At 44.2% G+C, this 19,173-nt stretch carries 21 protein-coding genes and 1 tRNA gene; 1 reads left to right on the top strand and 21 read right to left on the bottom strand.

Going from position 1 to position 19,173, the window contains the following annotated elements; translation table 11 throughout:
* Positions 1–34 precede the first annotated feature (34 nt).
* On the bottom strand, positions 35–718 hold the full coding sequence (locus QBE54_RS06390) for a response regulator (protein WP_369017372.1): 684 nt from the start codon (positions 716–718) through the stop codon (positions 35–37).
* Positions 719–839: 121 nt separating this feature from the next.
* Between QBE54_RS06390 and QBE54_RS06385 the strand changes: the two genes are divergently transcribed.
* Positions 840–2,255 (top strand): L-fucose/L-arabinose isomerase family protein, encoded by a 1,416-nt coding sequence (locus QBE54_RS06385; protein ID WP_369017371.1) that lies wholly within the window; start codon positions 840–842, stop codon positions 2,253–2,255.
* Between the two features lie 30 nt (positions 2,256–2,285).
* On the opposite strand, the gene QBE54_RS06380 is transcribed toward QBE54_RS06385, so the two are convergent.
* The 20 genes from QBE54_RS06380 to rnc form a co-directional block, all read right to left on the bottom strand.
* The gene (locus QBE54_RS06380) at positions 2,286–2,456 is read right to left on the bottom strand and encodes a hypothetical protein (RefSeq protein ID WP_369017370.1); all 171 of its coding nucleotides are present in this window, start codon (positions 2,454–2,456) and stop codon (positions 2,286–2,288) included.
* Positions 2,457–2,470: 14 nt separating this feature from the next.
* Entirely contained in the window at positions 2,471–3,295 is an 825-nt protein-coding gene (locus QBE54_RS06375; protein WP_369017369.1) for a carbohydrate ABC transporter permease, read from the bottom strand.
* Positions 3,296–4,165 (bottom strand): carbohydrate ABC transporter permease, encoded by an 870-nt coding sequence (locus QBE54_RS06370; protein ID WP_369017368.1) that lies wholly within the window; start codon positions 4,163–4,165, stop codon positions 3,296–3,298.
* A gap of 14 nt (positions 4,166–4,179) precedes the next feature.
* A complete protein-coding gene (locus QBE54_RS06365) occupies positions 4,180–5,607 on the bottom strand; it encodes an extracellular solute-binding protein (RefSeq protein ID WP_369017367.1) in 1,428 nt (475 codons plus the stop codon).
* A 100-nt stretch (positions 5,608–5,707) separates the two neighbouring features.
* Entirely contained in the window at positions 5,708–6,484 is a 777-nt protein-coding gene (locus tag QBE54_RS06360) for an SDR family NAD(P)-dependent oxidoreductase (protein WP_369017366.1), read from the bottom strand.
* A 36-nt stretch (positions 6,485–6,520) separates the two neighbouring features.
* Positions 6,521–6,598: transfer RNA gene (locus tag QBE54_RS06355), tRNA-Pro, on the bottom strand.
* 38 nt (positions 6,599–6,636) lie between these two features.
* Entirely contained in the window at positions 6,637–7,725 is a 1,089-nt protein-coding gene (dprA, locus tag QBE54_RS06350; protein WP_369017365.1) for a DNA-processing protein DprA, read from the bottom strand.
* 4 nt (positions 7,726–7,729) lie between these two features.
* Positions 7,730–9,262 carry a YifB family Mg chelatase-like AAA ATPase gene (locus QBE54_RS06345; RefSeq protein ID WP_369017364.1) on the bottom strand — a complete coding sequence of 511 codons (1,533 nt, stop codon included), beginning with the start codon at positions 9,260–9,262 and terminating at the stop codon, positions 7,730–7,732.
* 28 nt (positions 9,263–9,290) lie between these two features.
* Positions 9,291–9,650: a YraN family protein gene (locus tag QBE54_RS06340; protein ID WP_369017363.1), complete on the bottom strand. Its 360-nt coding sequence runs from the start codon at positions 9,648–9,650 to the stop codon at positions 9,291–9,293.
* Positions 9,595–10,269: a ribonuclease HII gene (locus tag QBE54_RS06335; RefSeq protein ID WP_369017362.1), complete on the bottom strand. Its 675-nt coding sequence runs from the start codon at positions 10,267–10,269 to the stop codon at positions 9,595–9,597. The genes QBE54_RS06340 and QBE54_RS06335 overlap by 56 nt, the downstream gene beginning before the upstream one ends.
* On the bottom strand, positions 10,236–10,742 hold the full coding sequence (lepB, locus tag QBE54_RS06330; protein ID WP_369019404.1) for a signal peptidase I: 507 nt from the start codon (positions 10,740–10,742) through the stop codon (positions 10,236–10,238). Before lepB ends, QBE54_RS06335 begins: the two co-directional genes overlap by 34 nt.
* 19 nt (positions 10,743–10,761) lie before the next feature.
* Positions 10,762–11,109: a 50S ribosomal protein L19 gene (rplS, locus tag QBE54_RS06325; protein WP_369017361.1), complete on the bottom strand. Its 348-nt coding sequence runs from the start codon at positions 11,107–11,109 to the stop codon at positions 10,762–10,764.
* A gap of 56 nt (positions 11,110–11,165) precedes the next feature.
* On the bottom strand, positions 11,166–11,864 hold the full coding sequence (trmD, locus tag QBE54_RS06320; RefSeq protein WP_369017360.1) for a tRNA (guanosine(37)-N1)-methyltransferase TrmD: 699 nt from the start codon (positions 11,862–11,864) through the stop codon (positions 11,166–11,168).
* Positions 11,861–12,382, bottom strand: a complete 522-nt coding sequence (gene rimM, locus QBE54_RS06315; RefSeq protein ID WP_369017359.1) for a ribosome maturation factor RimM — start codon at positions 12,380–12,382, stop codon at positions 11,861–11,863. The genes trmD and rimM overlap by 4 nt, the downstream gene beginning before the upstream one ends.
* A gap of 19 nt (positions 12,383–12,401) precedes the next feature.
* The gene (locus QBE54_RS06310) at positions 12,402–12,632 is read right to left on the bottom strand and encodes a KH domain-containing protein (RefSeq protein WP_369017358.1); all 231 of its coding nucleotides are present in this window, start codon (positions 12,630–12,632) and stop codon (positions 12,402–12,404) included.
* Positions 12,629–12,889, bottom strand: a complete 261-nt coding sequence (gene rpsP / locus QBE54_RS06305; protein WP_369017357.1) for a 30S ribosomal protein S16 — start codon at positions 12,887–12,889, stop codon at positions 12,629–12,631. The genes QBE54_RS06310 and rpsP overlap by 4 nt, the downstream gene beginning before the upstream one ends.
* A 41-nt stretch (positions 12,890–12,930) precedes the next feature.
* Positions 12,931–14,262, bottom strand: coding sequence for a signal recognition particle protein (gene ffh / locus QBE54_RS06300; protein WP_369017356.1), 1,332 nt, complete (start codon positions 14,260–14,262; stop codon positions 12,931–12,933).
* A gap of 119 nt (positions 14,263–14,381) precedes the next feature.
* Positions 14,382–15,293 (bottom strand): signal recognition particle-docking protein FtsY, encoded by a 912-nt coding sequence (ftsY, locus tag QBE54_RS06295; protein WP_369017355.1) that lies wholly within the window; start codon positions 15,291–15,293, stop codon positions 14,382–14,384.
* Positions 15,293–18,487 (bottom strand): AAA family ATPase, encoded by a 3,195-nt coding sequence (locus QBE54_RS06290; protein ID WP_369017354.1) that lies wholly within the window; start codon positions 18,485–18,487, stop codon positions 15,293–15,295. The genes ftsY and QBE54_RS06290 overlap by 1 nt, the downstream gene beginning before the upstream one ends.
* Positions 18,462–19,166: a ribonuclease III gene (gene rnc, locus QBE54_RS06285; RefSeq protein WP_369017353.1), complete on the bottom strand. Its 705-nt coding sequence runs from the start codon at positions 19,164–19,166 to the stop codon at positions 18,462–18,464. The genes QBE54_RS06290 and rnc overlap by 26 nt, the downstream gene beginning before the upstream one ends.
* Positions 19,167–19,173 lie beyond the last annotated feature (7 nt).

Here is a 19,173-nt window from a genome sequence, read left to right as displayed (position 1 = left end):
AGAACAAAAAAACAATATTGACAACCAAAGCACTTCATTTAGGGACAAACCGGTACCCTACCCCCCTTACAGTTTCTATTTGTTGCCCGTATCGGCCAAGTTTTTTGCGCAAATTGGCTATATACACATCAACTATCCGATCAGTGACAAATTCCTCTTCGCCCCACACCCGATCCAGAAATTGATTCCTTGATATAACCTGTTTAGGATTTTTCATAAAAAGTTCCATTATTTTATACTCCCTCAGTGAAAGAGGTATCTCTTTTTCTTCTACCTGAAGAGAAAAAGTATCCCGATTCAAAACCAGCTTTCCTGCACTCAGTAAGTTTGCTGAGGAGGTTTTTTCTTTCGAAATTCTCCGGGTAACCACTTTGATTCTGGCCAATAACTCCCGGAGGTTAAAGGGCTTGGTAATGTAGTCTTCTGCACCAAGCTCCAGACCGAGCACTATATCAAGCGTGTCATCTTTGGCCGAGAGTATGATTACTGGAACATCTTTATAACGTGGTTCCCTCTTGAGGTATTTTAAAAATTCTACGCCGTCCATCCCAGGAAGCATGAGATCAAGAATAAAAAGCTGAGGTACTGGTAGCTCCTGCACTTTTTCCAGGAAGCTTTCAGCGCTTTCAAAGGTCAAAGTTTCAATATTTTCCTTTCGCAAAAAGTGGGCAATGATATCGGCAATTTCGGTTTCGTCTTCGATGACGAAAACTTTCACCCTAAATCCTGACCATCCAGTTTTCGCAACCTAAGGCTTTTCATGTTCAAATTATAATGGTTTGGGTTAAAATTGTCTTAAGGATTTTTTAAAAAGCTTTAATTTTTGAAAGGAGGTCATTTTGGTGAAACAAACCTTTGGTTTGATTGTAGGTAATCGAGGATTTTTTCCTGATGCCTTGGCCAAAGAAGGTAGGGAGCAAGTCATTAAAGTGCTCGAAGATATGGGTTATGGAGTGGTAACCCTTACCCCCGAAGACACCAAGTTTGGGACCGTAGAAACCTGGGAAGACGCTCGAAAGTGTGCACGGCTTTTCGAAGAGCACCGAAATGAAATTTCGGGTGTTATTGTTACCCTTCCCAATTTTGGTGATGAAAAGGGAGTTGCTTATGCGCTTCGTTTTTCAGGGCTTGGAGTGCCGATTTTGGTGCATGCCTTTCCTGACCAGAATACCGCCATGGACATTACGCAGCGCAGAGATAGCTTTTGCGGAAAACTGTCTGTATGCAATAATTTGAAGCAGTTTGGAATTCCCTTTTCGCTAACCACGCAACACACTGAAAATCCTGACAGCGAGCTTTTCAAGGAAGATGTGAGTTGGTTTGCTGCAGTATGCAGAGTTGTCAACGGTTTCAAAAATCTGAAAGCGGGTGCTATTGGAGCAAGGCCGAACGCCTTTAACACGGTGCGTTTTTCAGAAAAAATACTTGAGCACCACGGTATCTCGGTTGAGGTCGCCGATCTTTCCGAAATTTTTGCTCGAGTTGGAAAGCTTACCGACAACGACTCCAGGGTGCTGGCAGAACTTAAAGCTGTCAAGGATTACATTGACACTACTGGCATTCCCGAGGAAGCCCTGGTTAAGATGGCTAAGTTGCGGCTGGTTCTCAAGGAATGGATTGAAGAAACCGGGGTTTCGCTTATCTCCTTCCAGTGCTGGACTTCCATTCAGGAAAACCTGGGGATTATGCCCTGTACAGTCATGAGCATGCTTAGCGAAAGCTTAATTCCTGCTGCCTGCGAAGTAGACCTGACCGGTGGTTTGGCCATGTACGCTTTGCAGTTGGCCTCTGGTACACCGTCTGCCTTGGTGGATTGGAATAACAACTTCAACGATGACCCGGATAAAGCGGTGCTTTTCCATTGTAGCAATTTCCCAAAGTCGCTACTTCAAAACCCGCGTATGGGCTACGGAGACATTATTTCTTCTTCTGCGGTTCCCAAAGAGAAGGCTTACGGTACCTGCTACGGTAAAATACCGGCTGGTCCCGTAACCATTAGTCGCTTGGCCACTGACGATGTTTCAGGAAAAATTATTGGTTACGTGGCTGAAGGAGAAATCACCGATGATGCAATTGATACCTTCGGTGGTTGGGGTGTAGTAAAAATTGAAAATTTACAAAATCTCCTCTATGTTATGTGTGACAATGGGTTTGAACATCATGCTGCCATGAACCTTTCCTGGGTGGCTGATGCGCTGGTTGAAGCCTTCGAGAAGTACCTGGGATTTGATATTTATTGGCACAACGCAGAATAGAAAGAGTTCAGTTACCGGGTAGGAAGTATCCTACCCGGTAACGATAAGCATTCCCAGAAAGATTAAAGTGGCGATGGTTGCCACATAAAGAGGTATAAACTGTTCAACAAAGCGAACCCACAAAAGGTGTACCGCAAACATTATTACCACGCCGATAAAAATGCGATCCCAGAGATTACTTTTAAAAGGTAAAATGCGCATGTGTTCTCCACTCCTCAGTCTTTAACTGCTCCAAAGGTAAGACCTGCAATAATATGCTTTTGGGCGATGCCAATAAAGATTACAGCCGGTATCAAGCAGACCATCGACACTGCAGCCATCTCTCCCCAGTTAGTGCCGATAACAGTAACAAACTCAGCAAGGCCGGTGGTAATGGTCCGAGCATTGACGCTGGTTAGTATGGATGCAAAGAGATACTCATTCCAGGCAAAAATCCAGGTGAGTATTGCGGTTACCATAATCCCTGGCTTAGCAAGGGGAAGGATAACGTGAGTTAACACTCCCCACAGGGAACAGCCATCGATCAATGCTGCTTCGTCCAGTTCCTTTGGAATAGCATCCATCATTCCCTTGAGCAACCATATAGCAAAAGGTAGATTAAATATACAGTAAAGCAGTATCATGCCCAGTTTGGTATCTCTCAAGCCCACTCTGGTAAAAATAAGGAAAAAAGGTACGATAAACACTGCAGGAGGAGCCATACGGTTGGTTATGGTCCAGAAAAAGATGTTGTTGGAACCTGATATACGAAAGCGAGAGAAAGAATAAGTTGCCAGAACAGCAAGGGCAACAACTAAAGCTGTATTGCCGGAAGCAATGATTAAAGAATTTAGAAGGTATCTACCATAAATATCTTTAAAGAAGGGACGATAGTAGTTCATAGCGTAAAAAGAAGTTTGTATAAGCCTGGGGCCACTGAAAACTTCCAGTTTGGTCCGGGCAGACACCACAAACATCCAATAGATGGGAAAAAGAGTCGCTATGGCAATAACAATGGAAACGACATAGATAGCAAGCAACCTTAAGCTTTTTTTGCTCATTTAGGAAGCCTCCTGTGAGGATGATATAAAAGTCAGGAGTAACCAGCACATTACGATGGTCAAATATAGCAAGAACAATGACATTGCAGAGCTATAGCCGTACTCCATGGACTGTAGAACCAGCCGCACCAGATGAATGCTAACATAGCGAGTGGCCGTACCAGGACCACCACTGGTGAGCATCCATACCTCGTCGAATATTCTGAAGGTATCCATAATCCTTATAAAAAGAGTTGTCAGGAGAATCGGCTTGAGAAGGGGCAAAGTAACATAACGGAAAGTCTGCCAGCGATTGGCCCCGTCCACTAATGCAGCTTCGTAAGGCTGCTTGGGCAAACTTGATAGGCCAGCCATTAGGGTAAGAGTTACAAAAGGCGTCCAGTGCCAAACATCAACCAGCACAGTGGTAAAGAAAGCCTGGGAAGCATTAACACCAATATTGTAATCGATACCTACTTTTCTTAAATAAAATGGTATTGGTCCAATATCAGGATTAGTGAGCAAAACCCACATACTACCAATGCTGATGGGAGCCATAGCCAGAGGGAGGGTCATTATGGTTCTAAAAATCCCTTTCCCTTTGAATTCGAAGGTTAGTAAATTTGCTATCAGCAAACCGAGGGGCATTTCTATAGCGCAACACAGCACCACAAAAGTGAGCCCCAAGCGTAGAGACTTCAGAAAGTCCTGGTCGAACATTAATTTTCGGAAGTTGTTAAACCCGGTATACACCATTCCAACTCGTGAAAACACGTTGTACTTGAAAGCACTGAGATAGATAATGTATAAAACCGGAATTACGCCAATCAGAATCATTAAAGTAAGCGTGGGGGCAATAAGCCCCCACGCTTGTGCTTTGTTTTCTCTCACGGTTCTACCTCCAGTTAGTAGCCCAGCTCTTCCATCAGTTGGTCTACTTCCTGAGCAAGATTATCAAGGGCCTCTTCGGGGGAAATTTCCCCAGCTACTGCCTTGGAAATCCACTTAAGGTAAATTTCGTTCAGTGGCCGATGCATGGGGAGAGGAGGAGCACCAGCGAAGAGGTGACCCTGCTCTTTCAACAAGGTGAAGTAACCACCCATTTTGGGATCCAGTTCCTTAATGAGCGGATCGTCAAAAGTGGATTTACGTACCACACGAGTGGCCAGTTTGGCAAATTCTGCTTGCCACTCTTTGCGGGCACACCATTGAATGAACAACCAGGCTGCTTCCTTGTTCTTAGCACTGTGGGGTATTCCAAGAGCTCCACCATCATAATATCCTATGTAACCCTTGCCCGCCTTGGCTTCTTCAAGCACTCCAGGTGCAGTAGGTGGAAGTGCTACTCCAATTTTGCCAATTACTGCAGACCTGGTGGGGTCAGTTGCCAGCCAGCCTATGTTCTCAAGGTAGATAAGCCCTTGAGCAATTTTCCCAGCTCCAAAAACGGCAGCGGTCTCATCCCAGGTATAGGTACGCACACCAGGAGGAGCGTACTGAAGCATATCAACATACCACCTGAAAGCTTTCTTGGCTTGCTCGCTGTTAAGGGTGCCACCCTTGTCCACACTGGCTCGCATGGTTTCTAAATTTATACCCCAGTTGTAAATGCCCCATGCTGGCCAGATGCTCTCGCACATCTCATATGCCACACAGGGATGAGTCTTGGCCTGTGCAACGTGACCGTAAAGCTCTATCCCCTTTTCTTTGCCGTATTCTGTAAAGAACTTAGCGATATCGGTATATTGATCCCAGTTAGTCGGCACAGCAAGGTCGTATCCATACTTTTCTTTGAAGGCTTTCTGTATTTCTGGATCTTCAAAAAGGTCCTTACGGTAGATGTAGGACTTAAGGAATGCCTCAAAAGGAATGGCAAAGATGTTTCCTTCGGCGTCTTTGAAGTAATTGATAAAGCTGGTAAAGTCATCCAGGTCGAAGTTGGGTTCAGTTATTGCGGAGTTCTGAATGAAAGGTGTAAGGTTGGTTAACCAATTTTGCTCCAGGTAAGCGTAAATTATGTCCTGTTCGACATATATAAAATCATATATTCCTGCCCCAGACTGTAGGTCCTGGATGGATTTGTTGTACATCTCGTCCCAGGAAGTTACTTCAAACTGAACTTTAATACCAGTGAGCTTTTCAAACTCCGGAGCTGCTACTTCCACCATGGCTTTTGAAGGCGGCGTGCTTTCTGAAATACCTTTAATAACAACTCCCTTGTAAGGCTCAGCTGCTTTCTGCCACCATTCCGGATTGGCCACTTGTGCAAAAGCTAACCCTCCCAATCCAAGAACCAGCAAGACAACCAACAACACATTAATTCCCTTTCGCATGGCTTCAACCTCCTTCATCAAATTAAATAATTGTAGTGCTTGATACTTAAAAAGTACCTTTACCCGTTAATACGACTTAAAATCCGGTTACATCACCTCCTTACCATATTGTATACCCTCCATCCATCACCAAAACACTTCCCGTTACATATGAAGAAGCTGCAGAGGCCAGGAACACACACGGTCCTTTAATCTCCTCTGGTCGGCCAAGTCTACCCATGGGGGTTAACTCCTTCCATATGCGTGCATAATCGGGATAGCTCTTAAGAAGTTCAGCAACCAGTTTGGTCTCCATATATCCGGGAGCGATTGTGTTCACCCGTACATTGTATTTTACCCATTCCGAAGCAAGGGATTTGGTGAGCATAATCACTCCGCCTTTTGAAGCATTATAGTGGGATTGAGGCTGGGGTGTATTGGCAATCAGACCTGACATCGAAGAGATGGTGATGATACTCCCCTTTTTTCGTTTGATCATCTCTCTGCCCACTGCCTGACAGCATAAAAAAGTGCCAGTCAAATTAACATCAATTACTCTTTTCCAGTCCTCTTCACTCATCTCTTCGGCTTTCCTCCACTGGCCTATGCCTGCAGAGGTAATCAGAATGTCGATTTTTCCAAAACGAGATAAAGACTGACTAACCATTTGCTCCACTTGCTCTTTACTGGTGACGTCAACTCGAAGGGCCAGAGATTCTCTGCCTAAGGCCTGAATTTCGGAAGCAGTCCTTTGTGCAGTGTTTATATCCAGGTCAGCAATTACTACGTGCGCACCTGCTTCTGCAAGCCCCAGGCTCATTTCTCGGCCTAAACCTTGTGCACCACCAGTTACGATAGCCACTTCGTCTTGAAGAGAAAAAAGCTCTGCGATACTCATGAGGTATCCTCCTTAAAGAACTGGTTGGAAGGAAACTGGTCGGGGCGAGCCGATTTGAACGGCCGACCTTTCGCACCCCAAACGAACGCGCTAACCAGGCTGCGCCACGCCCCGACTCACATAAAATTTATAGCAGAGGGCTTTGTGGTTTGTCAATAGCGGAACAGTCTTCCATCGGCTGACTCTCCAATAAGACCCTTGATTTCTAAGGCCAGAAGTACTTTGTAAAAAGTGCTTTCCTCGAGCTTACTTTGGAGTAACAACTCTTCTTTATGGATGCCATCAAAGGGAATAAGTTGCAACAGATTTTCTTCTGCCAGGCTTGCTGGTTCTAAATGTTCTTCTCTGGTTGCTGTTTCAAGGGGTAGCTGAAAGAAATCATAGATGCTCTTTACAGAGACTACCGGATATGCGCCCTGAGCTATAAGGAGGTTGCTCCCTTCACAGGTTCTGGAAAATATTGGACCCGGCACGGCCAGCACTTCTCTACCCTGTTCCAGTGCGAAATCAACAGTAATCATGGTGCCACTTTTAATTGGAGCTTCGACAACCAGCACTCCATGAGACAACCCGCTGATTATTCGGTTCCTTTGCGGAAAGCTTTCTTTTGAGGGTTTTGTGGAAGGGGGGTATTCCGAAACCAGAAGGCCTCCTTTCTCAAGGATTTCCTGAGCAAGCTTTTTATGTATACGAGGATAAAGATGGTCAAATCCTGAACCCAAAACCCCAATGGTAGGCGCATCTGCATCTATAGCCCCACGATGGGCTTCTCCGTCAATGCCTGTGGCCAGACCACTCACTATCACTATGCCCTTTTCTGCAGCCGAACGAGAAAGAATGTGTGCAGCTCTGAGACCATAAGGAGTTGGTTTCCTGGTGCCGATTACGGCCAAGAAATGCTTAAAATCTTGAAAGTAGAAATCTCCCTTGCAGTAGAGAACATAGGGTGAATTACTAATTTCTCGCAAAAGCGGGGGATAAAGATTGTGATCTTCCAGAGTGAGTACTTGTATCTCCCTGGCCACTATTTCGCGATACAGTTTTTCCGGTTGCAACTTCTTCTTTTGCTGGTTTATCTCATAGGTCAGTCTTTCACCCAAAACGAGAAGCATTTCTTTCTCTGAAGCGTTCCAGGCATTGCAGGCACTGCCAAAATGGGAAAGGAGCTTTTGAAAGCGACTCGGGCCTATCCCTTTAACGTGGCTGAAAGCAACCCAGTGAGCTTTCTCCAGTTCATCCATTGTATCAGTACTCCAGGCGTTTTTTATCAAGCATGCGATACTGAATCGCTTCCGCAACGTGATGCTCCTGGATGTGCTCTTTACCCTCGAGGTCTGCTATAGTACGAGCAACTTTGAGAGTACGATGGTATGCTCGAGCGCTGAAGTCAAGCCTCTCAACCGCGTCTTTTAGAAGTTTTACTGCTTCGTTCTCTGCCACACAATATTTTTTAATCTGACGTGGATTCATTTCTGCATTAAGCGAGATCTGTTCCTTTTTGAAGCGTTCTTTCTGAAGTTCTCTCACTGCCTCAATTTTCTCGCGTACTTCTGAAGAGGAATAATCACTGTTTTCGGAAACCATCTCTTCAAAATCCAACCTGGGTATTTCTATTTGCAGGTCTATACGGTCCATTATCGGCCCGGAAAGCTTGTTGCGATAACGAATTATTTGCTGATAAGAACAGGTGCAATGCTTCTTACTATCCCCAAAAAAACCGCATGGACAGGGGTTACAGGCGGCCACAAGGATAAATCTGGCTGGAAAGGTTACCGCCATATTAGCTCGCGATATGGTTATCCTGCCCCATTCCAGAGGTTCTCGCAGAGCTTCCAGCGCATTTCTCTTAAATTCCAGCACTTCGTCGAGAAAAAGCACTCCGTGATGGGCCAGGCTTATTTCGCCAGGTTTGGGCCATTGGCCTCCTCCAATCAAAGCGACGTCTGATATAGTATGATGGGGGGACCTGAAGGGTCGATGAGTTATTAGAGGTGCATTGTGCTCCGAGAGACCAGCTATACTGTGAATTTTGGTTATTTCAATGGCTTCTTCAAGACTTGGCACAGGAAGAATCGAAGCCAGAGCTTTTGCCAGCATGGTCTTTCCAGCCCCTGGTGGACCCATCATTAAAAGATGGTGTCCTCCCGCAGCACAAACCTGCAGGGCTCTTTTACCTCTCTTTTGCCCTTTCACATCTTTTAAATCCAGCGCAAAATCAAGTTTTTGAGAAAAATCACACTGTAAAACGCTTTCTTTTTCAACTACTTCTTTTCCCTCAAGGAAAGCACAGGCGTGCACCAAAGACCTCAGCCCAAACACTGATGGATTCTCAAAAAGAGCCGCTTCTTTTGCATTGGCTTTGGGTAATATCAGTTGAAAGGATTGGTTGCTTTTGGAGAGAAAATGGGCTATGGAAAGAACTCCCCTGACTGGTTTTAGCTCTCCTGACAGGGATAACTCTCCAAGGAAAATTTTTGAGTGTTCTTGATCAAAATCAATTTGCTTACTGGCTTTGAGGATACCCAGGGCTATTGCCAGATCAAAGTCACTTCCTGTCTTTTTGAGAGACGCTGGAGCCAGGTTTACAGTTATCCTGCGGGCTGGGAACGAGAACTGAGAATTTTTGATAGCGCTACGCACTCTTTCTCTGGCTTCCTGAACGGCAGCATCCGGAAGTCCCACTATTTGAAAAGAAGGCATGCCCGAACTTACATCCACTTCTACTTCCACCAGTCTGGCTTCAATTCCTATCACTGTGGCGCTTCGTACTTTCGCCAACAAAGTGGCTCACCTCTCTCTGAGCGGATTAAAAAGCATCTGGAATACAGCGTATGTTGTAGTCTTTACCCTGCTTTTGAATAGCGACAATCCAGAAACTAAAGGTCGTATTCTCAGGATTGATACCCTTTTTCATCATAAAATGAATTGCAGTTTTTCGAATTCTGCCTTGTTTTAAGGAATTCACTGATTCCTCGGGATTGCCCATTTGAGTCGAAGTCCTCAACTTTACCTCAAAGAAGACAAAAGCATCGCCCTTTTGAGCAATTAAATCGATCTCGCCAAAAGGTGAGCGATAATTTCTGGCGATAATTTTCATTTTGAGTTTTTTCTCAATCCATTTGCTGGCTATTTCTTCTCCAAAGTGGCCTTGCGCTTTTGGTCTCATAGTTTTTACAAAAAGATTGGCGGTGACATTTTGCAATACCCAGCTTACGTATTACCTGAGTGTGTACCTTGGTTGCATAACCTTTATGTTCGCAAAATCGGTATTCGGGAAAAGTATTGTGATATAGCTCTTGCATCAACCTGTCTCGAAAGACCTTTGCAACAATTGAGGCTGCTGCCACGCTTTGACTCTTATCCTCGGCTTTGGGAAAAGCTAAGGAGGGTATGGGGATCCCCTTCACTTCCAGCCAGTCAAAGATTAGAAACTCTAAAGGCCGGGATAGAGTTGCCCTGGAGATGGCTTCTCTAAAAGCGTATAGGTTTGCGGCATTGATACCCAGAACGTCGATAAGCCTTTCACAGGCCATGCCTATACCTATGGCAATAGCGTGCTCGCAAATAAAAGAAAAAAGGTCTTCACGTTTTTGGGGGGAAAGGGTTTTGGAATCCTTTAAAAAGGGAAACGAGCTGAATGGGGGTAAAACAACGCAACTTGCAACTAACGGACCGCCAAGTGCTCCCCTACCGGCTTCGTCAACTCCTCCAATAAACCGATAGCCTTCGCTCCATAGTTTTTCTTCAATTTTTAATGTAGAAGCCGAATTTTTTGCGGAGGCCAATATACCAGAAAAGCCTTTCCCAAAATATTCTGCCTGGGCACGTAACCCCAGAAGCGGCTGTCGTCGCTGTTTTTGCTGTTGTCGCCCAATACAAAATAGCTGTTTTCAGGCACGATATGCTCTCCTTCTCCATAATACCCTGCTTCGTAATAAGTCCTGTTGAACAGCTCACCTTCCAGAGGCACGCCATTTACAAAAACTTTCCCGTCTCTTATCTCTATGCGCTCACCTGGTAACCCAACAACCCTTTTAATAAGGTTTCTCCTTTTATCTATGGGATAACGAAAAACAACGATGTCACCCCGCGAGGGCTCTGTAAAGCGATAAATAAACTTGGCCACCAGCACCCGTTCTCCAGGCACTAAAGTGGGGGCCATTGAGCTCGAAGGAATGTAATAACCTTCTATCACAAAGTAACGTACTAAAAGAGCAATGACCAGAGCCCATACTACAGTTTCAATTATTTCTCGCAAAGCAGACTTTCTCTTGGCCTTAGCGTCTCTCTTCAAGGCGAGATTCTTTAGCACTTTTCTCTCTAAGGTAGTATAATTTTGCTCGACGTACCTTGCCACTCCGCAAAACTTCTATTTTTTCTATACGAGGAGAATATAAGGGGAAAGTCCTCTCCACACCTACTCCAAAGGATACTTTGCGCACCTTAAAGGTTCGACCAGTACCTGAACCCCGGACTGAAATGACCAGCCCTTCAAAAACCTGAATTCTTTCTTTGTCGCCTTCTACAACCTTAAAATGCACTCGTACTGTGTCACCAGGTCTTATTTCGGGAACTTCTTTCAGATAAGACGCCTCAACACTTTGTATGATTCTCGCTTTATCCATCTCCATTATCTCCTCCCTCTACGTTGTAGCCCGGCTGCGAGACGGGAAATACTATATCATTCTTTCTCCTTTTTTACAAGATTGAGAAGTTCAGGACGAACTTTTTTTGTTTTCTCAAGCGCTTTTTCATACCGCCACTTGGCGATAAGCTGGTGGTTCCCAGAAAGCAAAACTTGGGGTACGGAAAGATTTTGAAATACTCGAGGCCTGGTAAACTGGGGAGGACCCAGGAGGCCGTCAGTAAAAGAATCATATTCGATGGATTCACCGTCTCCAAGCACACCTGGTATAAGTCTCACAACGGCCTCAATAATAACCAGGGTAGGAAGTTCTCCTCCTGACAAGACATAATCTCCAATGGAAATTTCTTCGCACTGTAAAAGGTCCAGCACTCTTTCGTCTATGCCCTGATAACGACCACATATGAAAAGTAAATGCCTCTCTTTGGCTAATTCTTGGGCCTTTTTTTGATGGAAAACCTTGCCCTGTGGACTGGGCAAAATTATTCGAGGAACACTCCGGGTGTAACTCCTGATAAAGTTGACTGCCCTGTAGATCGGTTCTGGCTTCAGCACCATACCTGGACCGCCACCAAAGGGATAGTCATCTACTGTTTGATGTCGGTCCAGAGTAAACCAGCGCAGGTTATGAACCTTTATTTTCACCAGGTTTTTCTCCTGAGCTTTTTTTAATATGGACGCACTGGTATAGTTTTCTATAAGTTCCGGGAAAATAGTCACTACGTCAATTCTCATTCCCAGAAACCTTCGGGGCAACTAACGATAACATAGTTTTCTTGCAGGTTAACCTCTCTCACGAACTCTTTGATAAAGGGTACAAAACTCTCTTTTCCTTGGTAGCTAACTACCAAATAATCATAGTTTGGCCCTTCTATAATATCCGTAACTTCTCCCTTAAACTCGTTTTTTTCAAAAACGCGAACACCAATTAGCTCAAAGTGGTAAAATTCTCCCTCCGGTAGAGGCGGCACCTGTTTTCTGTCAACGCTGAGCAGTGCTCCTTGGAACTTTTCTACTTGTTCTCTTGCGGTGTAGTTTTGAAAGCGGACGAACATAAACCCGCTTTTTTCGCTTCGCACGTCCTCAATTTTTACTTCTACGGCTTTCCCTTCCGGAGTTTCCAGCCAGAGCACTGCTCCCGGAGCAAAACGTCCAGGAAAAGAGGTAAAGGTGGCAATCTTAAGCCACCCCTTAAGACCTTGTATTCTGACTATCTTACCTACCACTACCCTGTCTCTCTTTTTGGTAGGCATGTTCAAATGAAAATTTCACTTACTCAAGTATTTCCACAATCGCCTTTTTACCGTTTTTAACACAGGCGGCTCGGACGATGGTTCTAATCGCTTTGGCAATCCTGCCTTGTTTGCCTATTATCTTTCCCATATCTTCTGGAGCCACTCTAACCTCATAGATTACCGACTGTTCTCCCTCGACTTCCGTTACCCTGGCCTGTTCAGGGTTATCAACCAGAGCTTTCACCAAATATTCGACCAATTCTTTCACTGTTTTGCTGCCTCCTCTGCTTTAAGGGTGCTTCTAAGGATTGATTGAACCTTAGGAGTGGCTTGTGCTCCTTTGGATATCCAGTACTGGACCCTTTCAGGTTTCAGGCCCCACACTGGTGGATTAGCAATCGGTGAATAGTTGCCCAAAACTTCTATCGGTTTCCCATCACGAGCTTCTTTTGCATCAGTAACCACAATTCGATAATACGGGGCATGCTTTCTACCTATCCTGGTTAACCTTATTTTGACTGCCACTTTTTATCGACGCTCCTTTCTCACCATTTGGACTGGTATTCTTATATTTTCCATCCAAAAATACCCCTCTTGCGCAGGGGAGAAAACTTGCCTTTGTGCATTTGTTTCCATAGTTTTTTAAACTCTTCAAATTGCTTAAGCAATTTATTTACTTCCTGAATGGAAGTACCACTGCCTCGAGCTATCCTTTTTTTACGGCTTGCATTGATTATAGAAGGGTTCTGTCTTTCCTGGGGAGTCATAGAGCATATAATCGCTTCTACTTTCTTTAAATTCTTTTCCCCGTCCACCATGCTCAGGTTGCTACGCAAGTTTCCAGGAAGCATACCTACTATCTCTTCAAAGGAGGAGACGCTGCGTAACCGTTTGATTTCGTCCAAAAAATCATTAAGCGTTATTTCTTCCTTTTTAAGTTTCTGAACAAGTTTTTCTTCACTTTCTTTTTCAATGGCTTTTTCTATTTTTTCTATCAAGGTCAGCGTATCTCCCAAACCCAGAATCCTGCTAGCCATTCTGTCAGGGTGAAAAGTTTCTATTTGCTCCAGCTTTTCACCTGTGCCTACCAGCTTGACTGGCCATCCAGTTTGAGAAACTATCGAAAGTACCGCTCCCCCTCTGGCATCAGTGTCTACCTTGGTGAGTATTATGCCAGTTGGTTTCACCCACTCTTCGAAACTCTTGGCCACTTTAACGGCTTCTTGTCCAGTCGTTGCGTCCAGAACCAAAAGTGTTTCCTGAAAACTTTCCTGCTCAACAAGTTCTCGAAGCTCTGCCAGGAGCATTTCTTCAACGTGCAACCTTCCCGCCGTGTCTACAATTACAACGTCATTGCTTTTTTGGCGAGCAAAAACACGAGCTTTCTTTACCACCTCAAGTGGCGATGTGGCATCCGGTTCGTCGAAGAAGTCAATCTGAGCATTCTGGGCCAGTGTCTTCAGTTGTTCCTTAGCTGCTGGACGCCTGGTATCGGTAGAAACCAGCAAGGGGAAGTGACCCTGCCTCTTAAGCCTCAAAGCAAGCTTGGCGCAAGTAGTGGTTTTCCCGGAACCCTGCAAGCCCACAAGAAGCAGGAAAGAAGGCAGTGCAGATATGTTAAGATTTTGAGTCTCTCCTCCCAAACATTTGCGGATTTCATCCCAGAGAATTTTTATAACCATTTCACCTGGGGTTACACTTTCCAGAACTTCCCTGCCTACCGCTCTTTCTTTAACTCTGTTAATCAAGTCCTTAGCAACTTTGTAATGAACATCTGACTCAAGAAGTACCATCCGCAATTCTTTAAGTATGCTCTCCACTTCTTGAGGAGACAATTTTCCTTTGCTTCTCAGCTTTTTGAAAATGCCGGAAAACTTATCAACCAAACTTTCAAACATACGTTTATATCTCTCTTTCTCCTTCCGAGTAATTTAGACGTTTGCTCAAAAAGAACAGATAGATAATAATCGCCCACACCTTTTATGTCAAGGAAGGACTTTTGTTGTAATCAATAAATTTAGTAAACAATCGCTCTTACAAATTCTTCAGGATCAAATACAAATAAGTCTTCTATCGTTTCGCCCGTTCCAACCAGCTTTATAGGTAAAGCAAGTTCTTGGTGGATTCGAAAAACGATTCCGCCTTTGGCTTGACTATCCCATTTAGTGAGCGCAACACCGGTGATAGGAATGAATTTGGCAATGTTTTCAGCCTGTAGGAAAGCATTCTGCCCAGCCAGTGCATCGATTACCAGGAGGTTCTCTACGTTTGAAGATGGTATTTCCCGGTAAATAACTTTAGATAATTTCTCAAGCTCGCTGAGCAAGTTTTTATTAACGTGAGAACGTCCTGCAGTATCTACGATGGCTACCGTATCGCCCCTCTTCTTAATCAACTGCAGGGCATCGAAAACGGCTGCTCCAGGATTGGTTCCAGAAGACGACTTTATTATATTTACTCCTGCACGCTTTGCCCAAATTTCGAGCTGTTCTTGAGCGGCAGCTCTAAAGGTATCTGCTGCAACAAGCGAAACCTTTTCTCCTTGGTCTTTAAAGAAGCGAGCAAGCTTTCCGGCAAGAGTTGTTTTACCCGCTCCGTTGATGCCCATCAAAACCACAATCTTGCTGAACTGTGGGTCAGCTTCCGGAAAGAGGCGAGCGTCGTTTTTTTCGATAATCGAATAGAGTTTCTCAAATAAGCAGCTCTGCCAGTCCTTGTGTTCGGATTTGGTGGCTTGAAGCTCTTCAATTATCTCCATGGCAAGGCGGGGTCCTATGTCGCTTTGAATAAGGGTTTCCTCAAGCTGTTCCCATTCCTCCTCAGTAATAGCTTCTCGGTTCCAGACTGCGTTTAAGCGTTCTTTAATTTGTTTCTTCATAGCATCGAGATTGCTCAACCACTTCTTAAAAAGTCCTTTTGCTGCGCTCACTACTCATTCCTCCCCAAAGTGTCTGCGTGGCTTATGTAAGCTTCAGAATCAATGTTTTTGAGATAAACGGCTTTTGACACACCGTTTTCCATGGTGATACCGATTATCCGCTGAGCTACCTCCATCACTTCTTCCTGGTGGGTTACCACTATGAGTTGCCTTTGCTGGGCAAAACTCTGAAGGAGCTTGGCTGTTTTCTGAGCATTAAAATGGTCTAAATTGGCATCCGCTTCGTCCAGCAATGCAAAAGGTAGCTCTGCTACCTCAAGTAGTGCAAGCACAAAACACAGGCTGCACAGTGCTTTTTCGCCACTTGATAAAAGCACGAAATCGCGTTCTCTTTTGCCAGGCAACTTTATGTAGGTCTCGACACTATTTTTTTTGAGAACCAAACGTGCTTTCCCACTCTCAAAAATTTCTGCAAAGTTTCTCATAAAAGCCTTTTGTAATTCCTTCATAAACCTCTCAAAACGATAGGTACTCATAGCGTAACACTTTTGTATCTCATACTGAGCAAGGGTGATCAATTTCTCAAACCCGGCTATCTGCTCGTTTAGCCATTGTTCTCTCTCTAAAAGGCGTTCCATTTCTTTTATAGCACCCTGTTTGGGTGAAAGGCTGGAAATTAACTGTTGCTTCTTTTTAATCATGTTCTTCAAGTCTTCAGGAGGTTGTTTTGCTGCTTCCAGGAATTCTTGGCTCTTTAAGTCGATGTTGCCCAAAGTTGCCCTTTCGGCTTCCAGTTCTTGAATTTCCTGCTGTATTCTCTCTTTGCGCATCAGGAGGCTGTTATAAAACCTTTCCTGTTTATGTAACCTCTCCTGCAGCGACCTGACTGCCTCACGCATACCCCTTAATTCTTCTTTAAGAGCGTTCTGCTTCCTTTGTTTTTCTCCAACCAGCACTTTCAGTTTTTCAATCAGCATCAGTACTCTCTGAAGCTTGGAATTTTGAAGATGCCAACCAGGGTTTGATACTTGCTCGAGGTCCGTAGAACCAAAATATTTTTTTATAAACTCTATTTTTTCTCTCAGCCTTTCAATTTTGGATAGATAGTTCCTTCGGGCAGCCTGGACTCGATCCAGTTCTTGTACTTTCTGCTGTTTTTTGTGGAGGATCTCCTTAAGCTGGTTTATTCTCCGCTGGAGTTTTTTTTCTAAGTGTGCCAGCTCAGCAAGGCGCTTTTCTCTTGCTTGTAATTCTCTGACAACCTTTGCTTTGTGCTTTTCTCGCTCCAAAACAAAGTTCTGGTTTTGCACTTTCTGGTCCAGAAAAAACTTCAATTTCTCTTCCATCTTGGCACAGTGTAACTTCTGTTGATGGAATGCTTGTTCTGCTTTTGAAAGCGAGTTTTCTGTGCTCCGCAATTCCTGCTCTAAAGCCCTTGCTATATCTTGCAATTTTTCTCTGCGCTTTTTCAGTACAATATGGGTTCCTGACCGTTTTCCTTGCAAAACGATTCTTTTTGGAAAAATTACGATCGCTCCACCCAGAATGATCAAATCACCTTTGGCGGTAAGTAGATTTAGCGGGGGAAGATTATCCCAAGCAGTCCCCGAAGATAATTCAAGTCTGCTTTCTTTCTGTAGGAAAGATACAAAATGCGGTGACAGGAAAAATTTGCCCGTTTTTTCGGAATCCTGGGCATAAAGCAAAGAGGGAGGTAAAACTTGAAGTTTGTCCAGTAACCAGGATATTGCCTCTATACTCTCTTCCGTAAATCCCTTACTGCGTAGCTCTCTTGCCAGGTTAATGATATGGTCTGCGATTTCTCTTTTTTCCTGGAAAACGCTTAGTTTTTGCTGTACTTTCTCTTCAAGGACTTTCAGTCGAGATAGTTTTTTCAGAAGTTCTCCCTTTCGAGCTTCAAGAGTTGAAATATGTAGAGACTTTTCCCGTATTGCCTGTTGTTCCTTCAAAATAGCATTTCTTACTCGGACAATTTCTTCCAACAAGGTCTGTAGCTTTTTTGTAGAGCTGGAGAGATCGCTTTCCAGATTTCGTTGCCAGCTAACCAGGGCAGCAATTTTTTCTTGAAGTCTAACCTTGTGCCTTCTTGCAGCACTCAAAGACTTGAGGTGCCTCTCGAGTTTTTGCTGTAGCATTTTTATTTCCTCAAGCAAACCCGTTTTGTTTTCAGCCAACCCAAAGCAAGGCAAGTTCTTCTCCAGTGCTGAAATTTCCTCTTCCACTTCAAGCAACTTATTTCGTGCTGCCAGAGCGGTCGCAATAGCCTCTCGTTTTCGCGTAAGATAAACATACAGTTCTCTCTCTAAGACTTCTTTCCTCATAAAAAGCTTCTCTTGGAGTTGTTTGATACGTTCTATTCTTCGAGAGAGCGTTTCTAATTCTTTTTCTTTAATGGTGTTTTGCTGGTAACCAGAGTTTATTTTTTCTTCCAACATTTGGTTTTCAAGAAGTACAGCTTTTTGGCGATTTATTAAATCTTTAAGAAGTGCTTTTTTGGAGACTATTTCTTTTTCCAGGTATACCGCCTTGATAAACCGCAATTCTTCCAGCTCTTTAAGATAGCACTTTTCTTCCTCTACCAAGGGTTCAATTTGCTTAACTTGAAATGCCACTTCTTTAGCTCTTTCTTGCAACCGCTGAAATTTTGCTTTAATTCTCTCAAGCTTCAAGCGCAAATTCGTCAGTTTTTCTTCCCATTCTTCAACCCCGCTTATGCTTTTTAGAAAGTGAAATCTCTCTTCAGGCGAGGAATGGAAAAATATCTGAAGCTGCTCCTGCCCAAGTGCCATAATCCTGGTTTTGGAAGAATTCATTCCTCTTCTGGCCAGTTCACTTTTAAAATCCCTATACCTCGTGGACTGTCCATTCACCAGGTACTCGGAGATACTGGAAGCAAAAACTCTTCTTCCTATGGAGAACTCATCTTGAGCGGGGTCACATACCAGCATTTCCACAAAAGCCATCCCCAACGAAGAAACAGTGGAAGAGCCCTGAAAAATAACTTCGTGATTTCTGGTGGTTCGAAGGAACCTTGACGGGTTAGCCAGGAGCCAGTTCACAGCGTCAATAAGATTGCTTTTGCCAGAACCATTGGGTCCTACAATAACATTCAGTCCCCGATCGAATTCTATGCGGGTTGGATTAGCGAAAGATTTGAATCCCTGCAAGAAGAGCTCTTTAATTTGCATGTATAGTGGACTAATGGGGTCTATGATTTTCGGCAACCAGGGCTTCCCAAGCTTGCCTCGCTGCAGCCTGTTCAGCCTTTTTCTTGTTAGGTCCTTCTCCGTAAGCGACTATCTTCCCATTTATTTTTACCCCTACCAGATATCTGGGGAAGGCCTTGTCTTCCTGAATTACCTCGTATTTAGGAATACATTCCATCTTCTGGAGACACCACCTCTGAAGCAAACCCTTGTAATTCAGAGGCAAGAACAAAAATTCCAGACTTTCTTCTTTTAGGAATATTTTTTCAAGCACCTTTTTGGTAGCTTCATAAGAACCTGAATCTACAAAGACAGCTCCAACTACCGCTTCCAACGTACTGGAAATTATGGAGTCCTTTTCTCTACCTCCGCTTTTTTCCTCTCCTTTTCCCAATTTCACAAAACTTCCTAAATCAATCCTACGCGCTACTCTCGCCAGGCATTCCTCACTGGCCCACTTTGATTTCATCAGTGAAAGCCAGCTCCGGGGTTTATCATAGTTATAAAAGAGGTAGTCGGCTATGAATAAGCCGACTACCGCATCCCCTAACCATTCGAGCTTATCGTTACACTCTCCGTCTCTACCTTCCAGGGCCGACTTGTGCTTCAGGGCAGTTTCCAACCACTTTGGATCCCTGAACTTGTATCCTAACTTTTCTTCCAGCCGTGACAGATTTTCACAAAACTGCCCGCTCATGAGCCCA

Source organism: Thermatribacter velox (assembly GCF_038396615.1).
Classification (GTDB): domain Bacteria; phylum Atribacterota; class Atribacteria; order Atribacterales; family Thermatribacteraceae; genus Thermatribacter; species Thermatribacter velox.
This window is presented reverse-complemented; position numbering and strand designations above follow the sequence as displayed.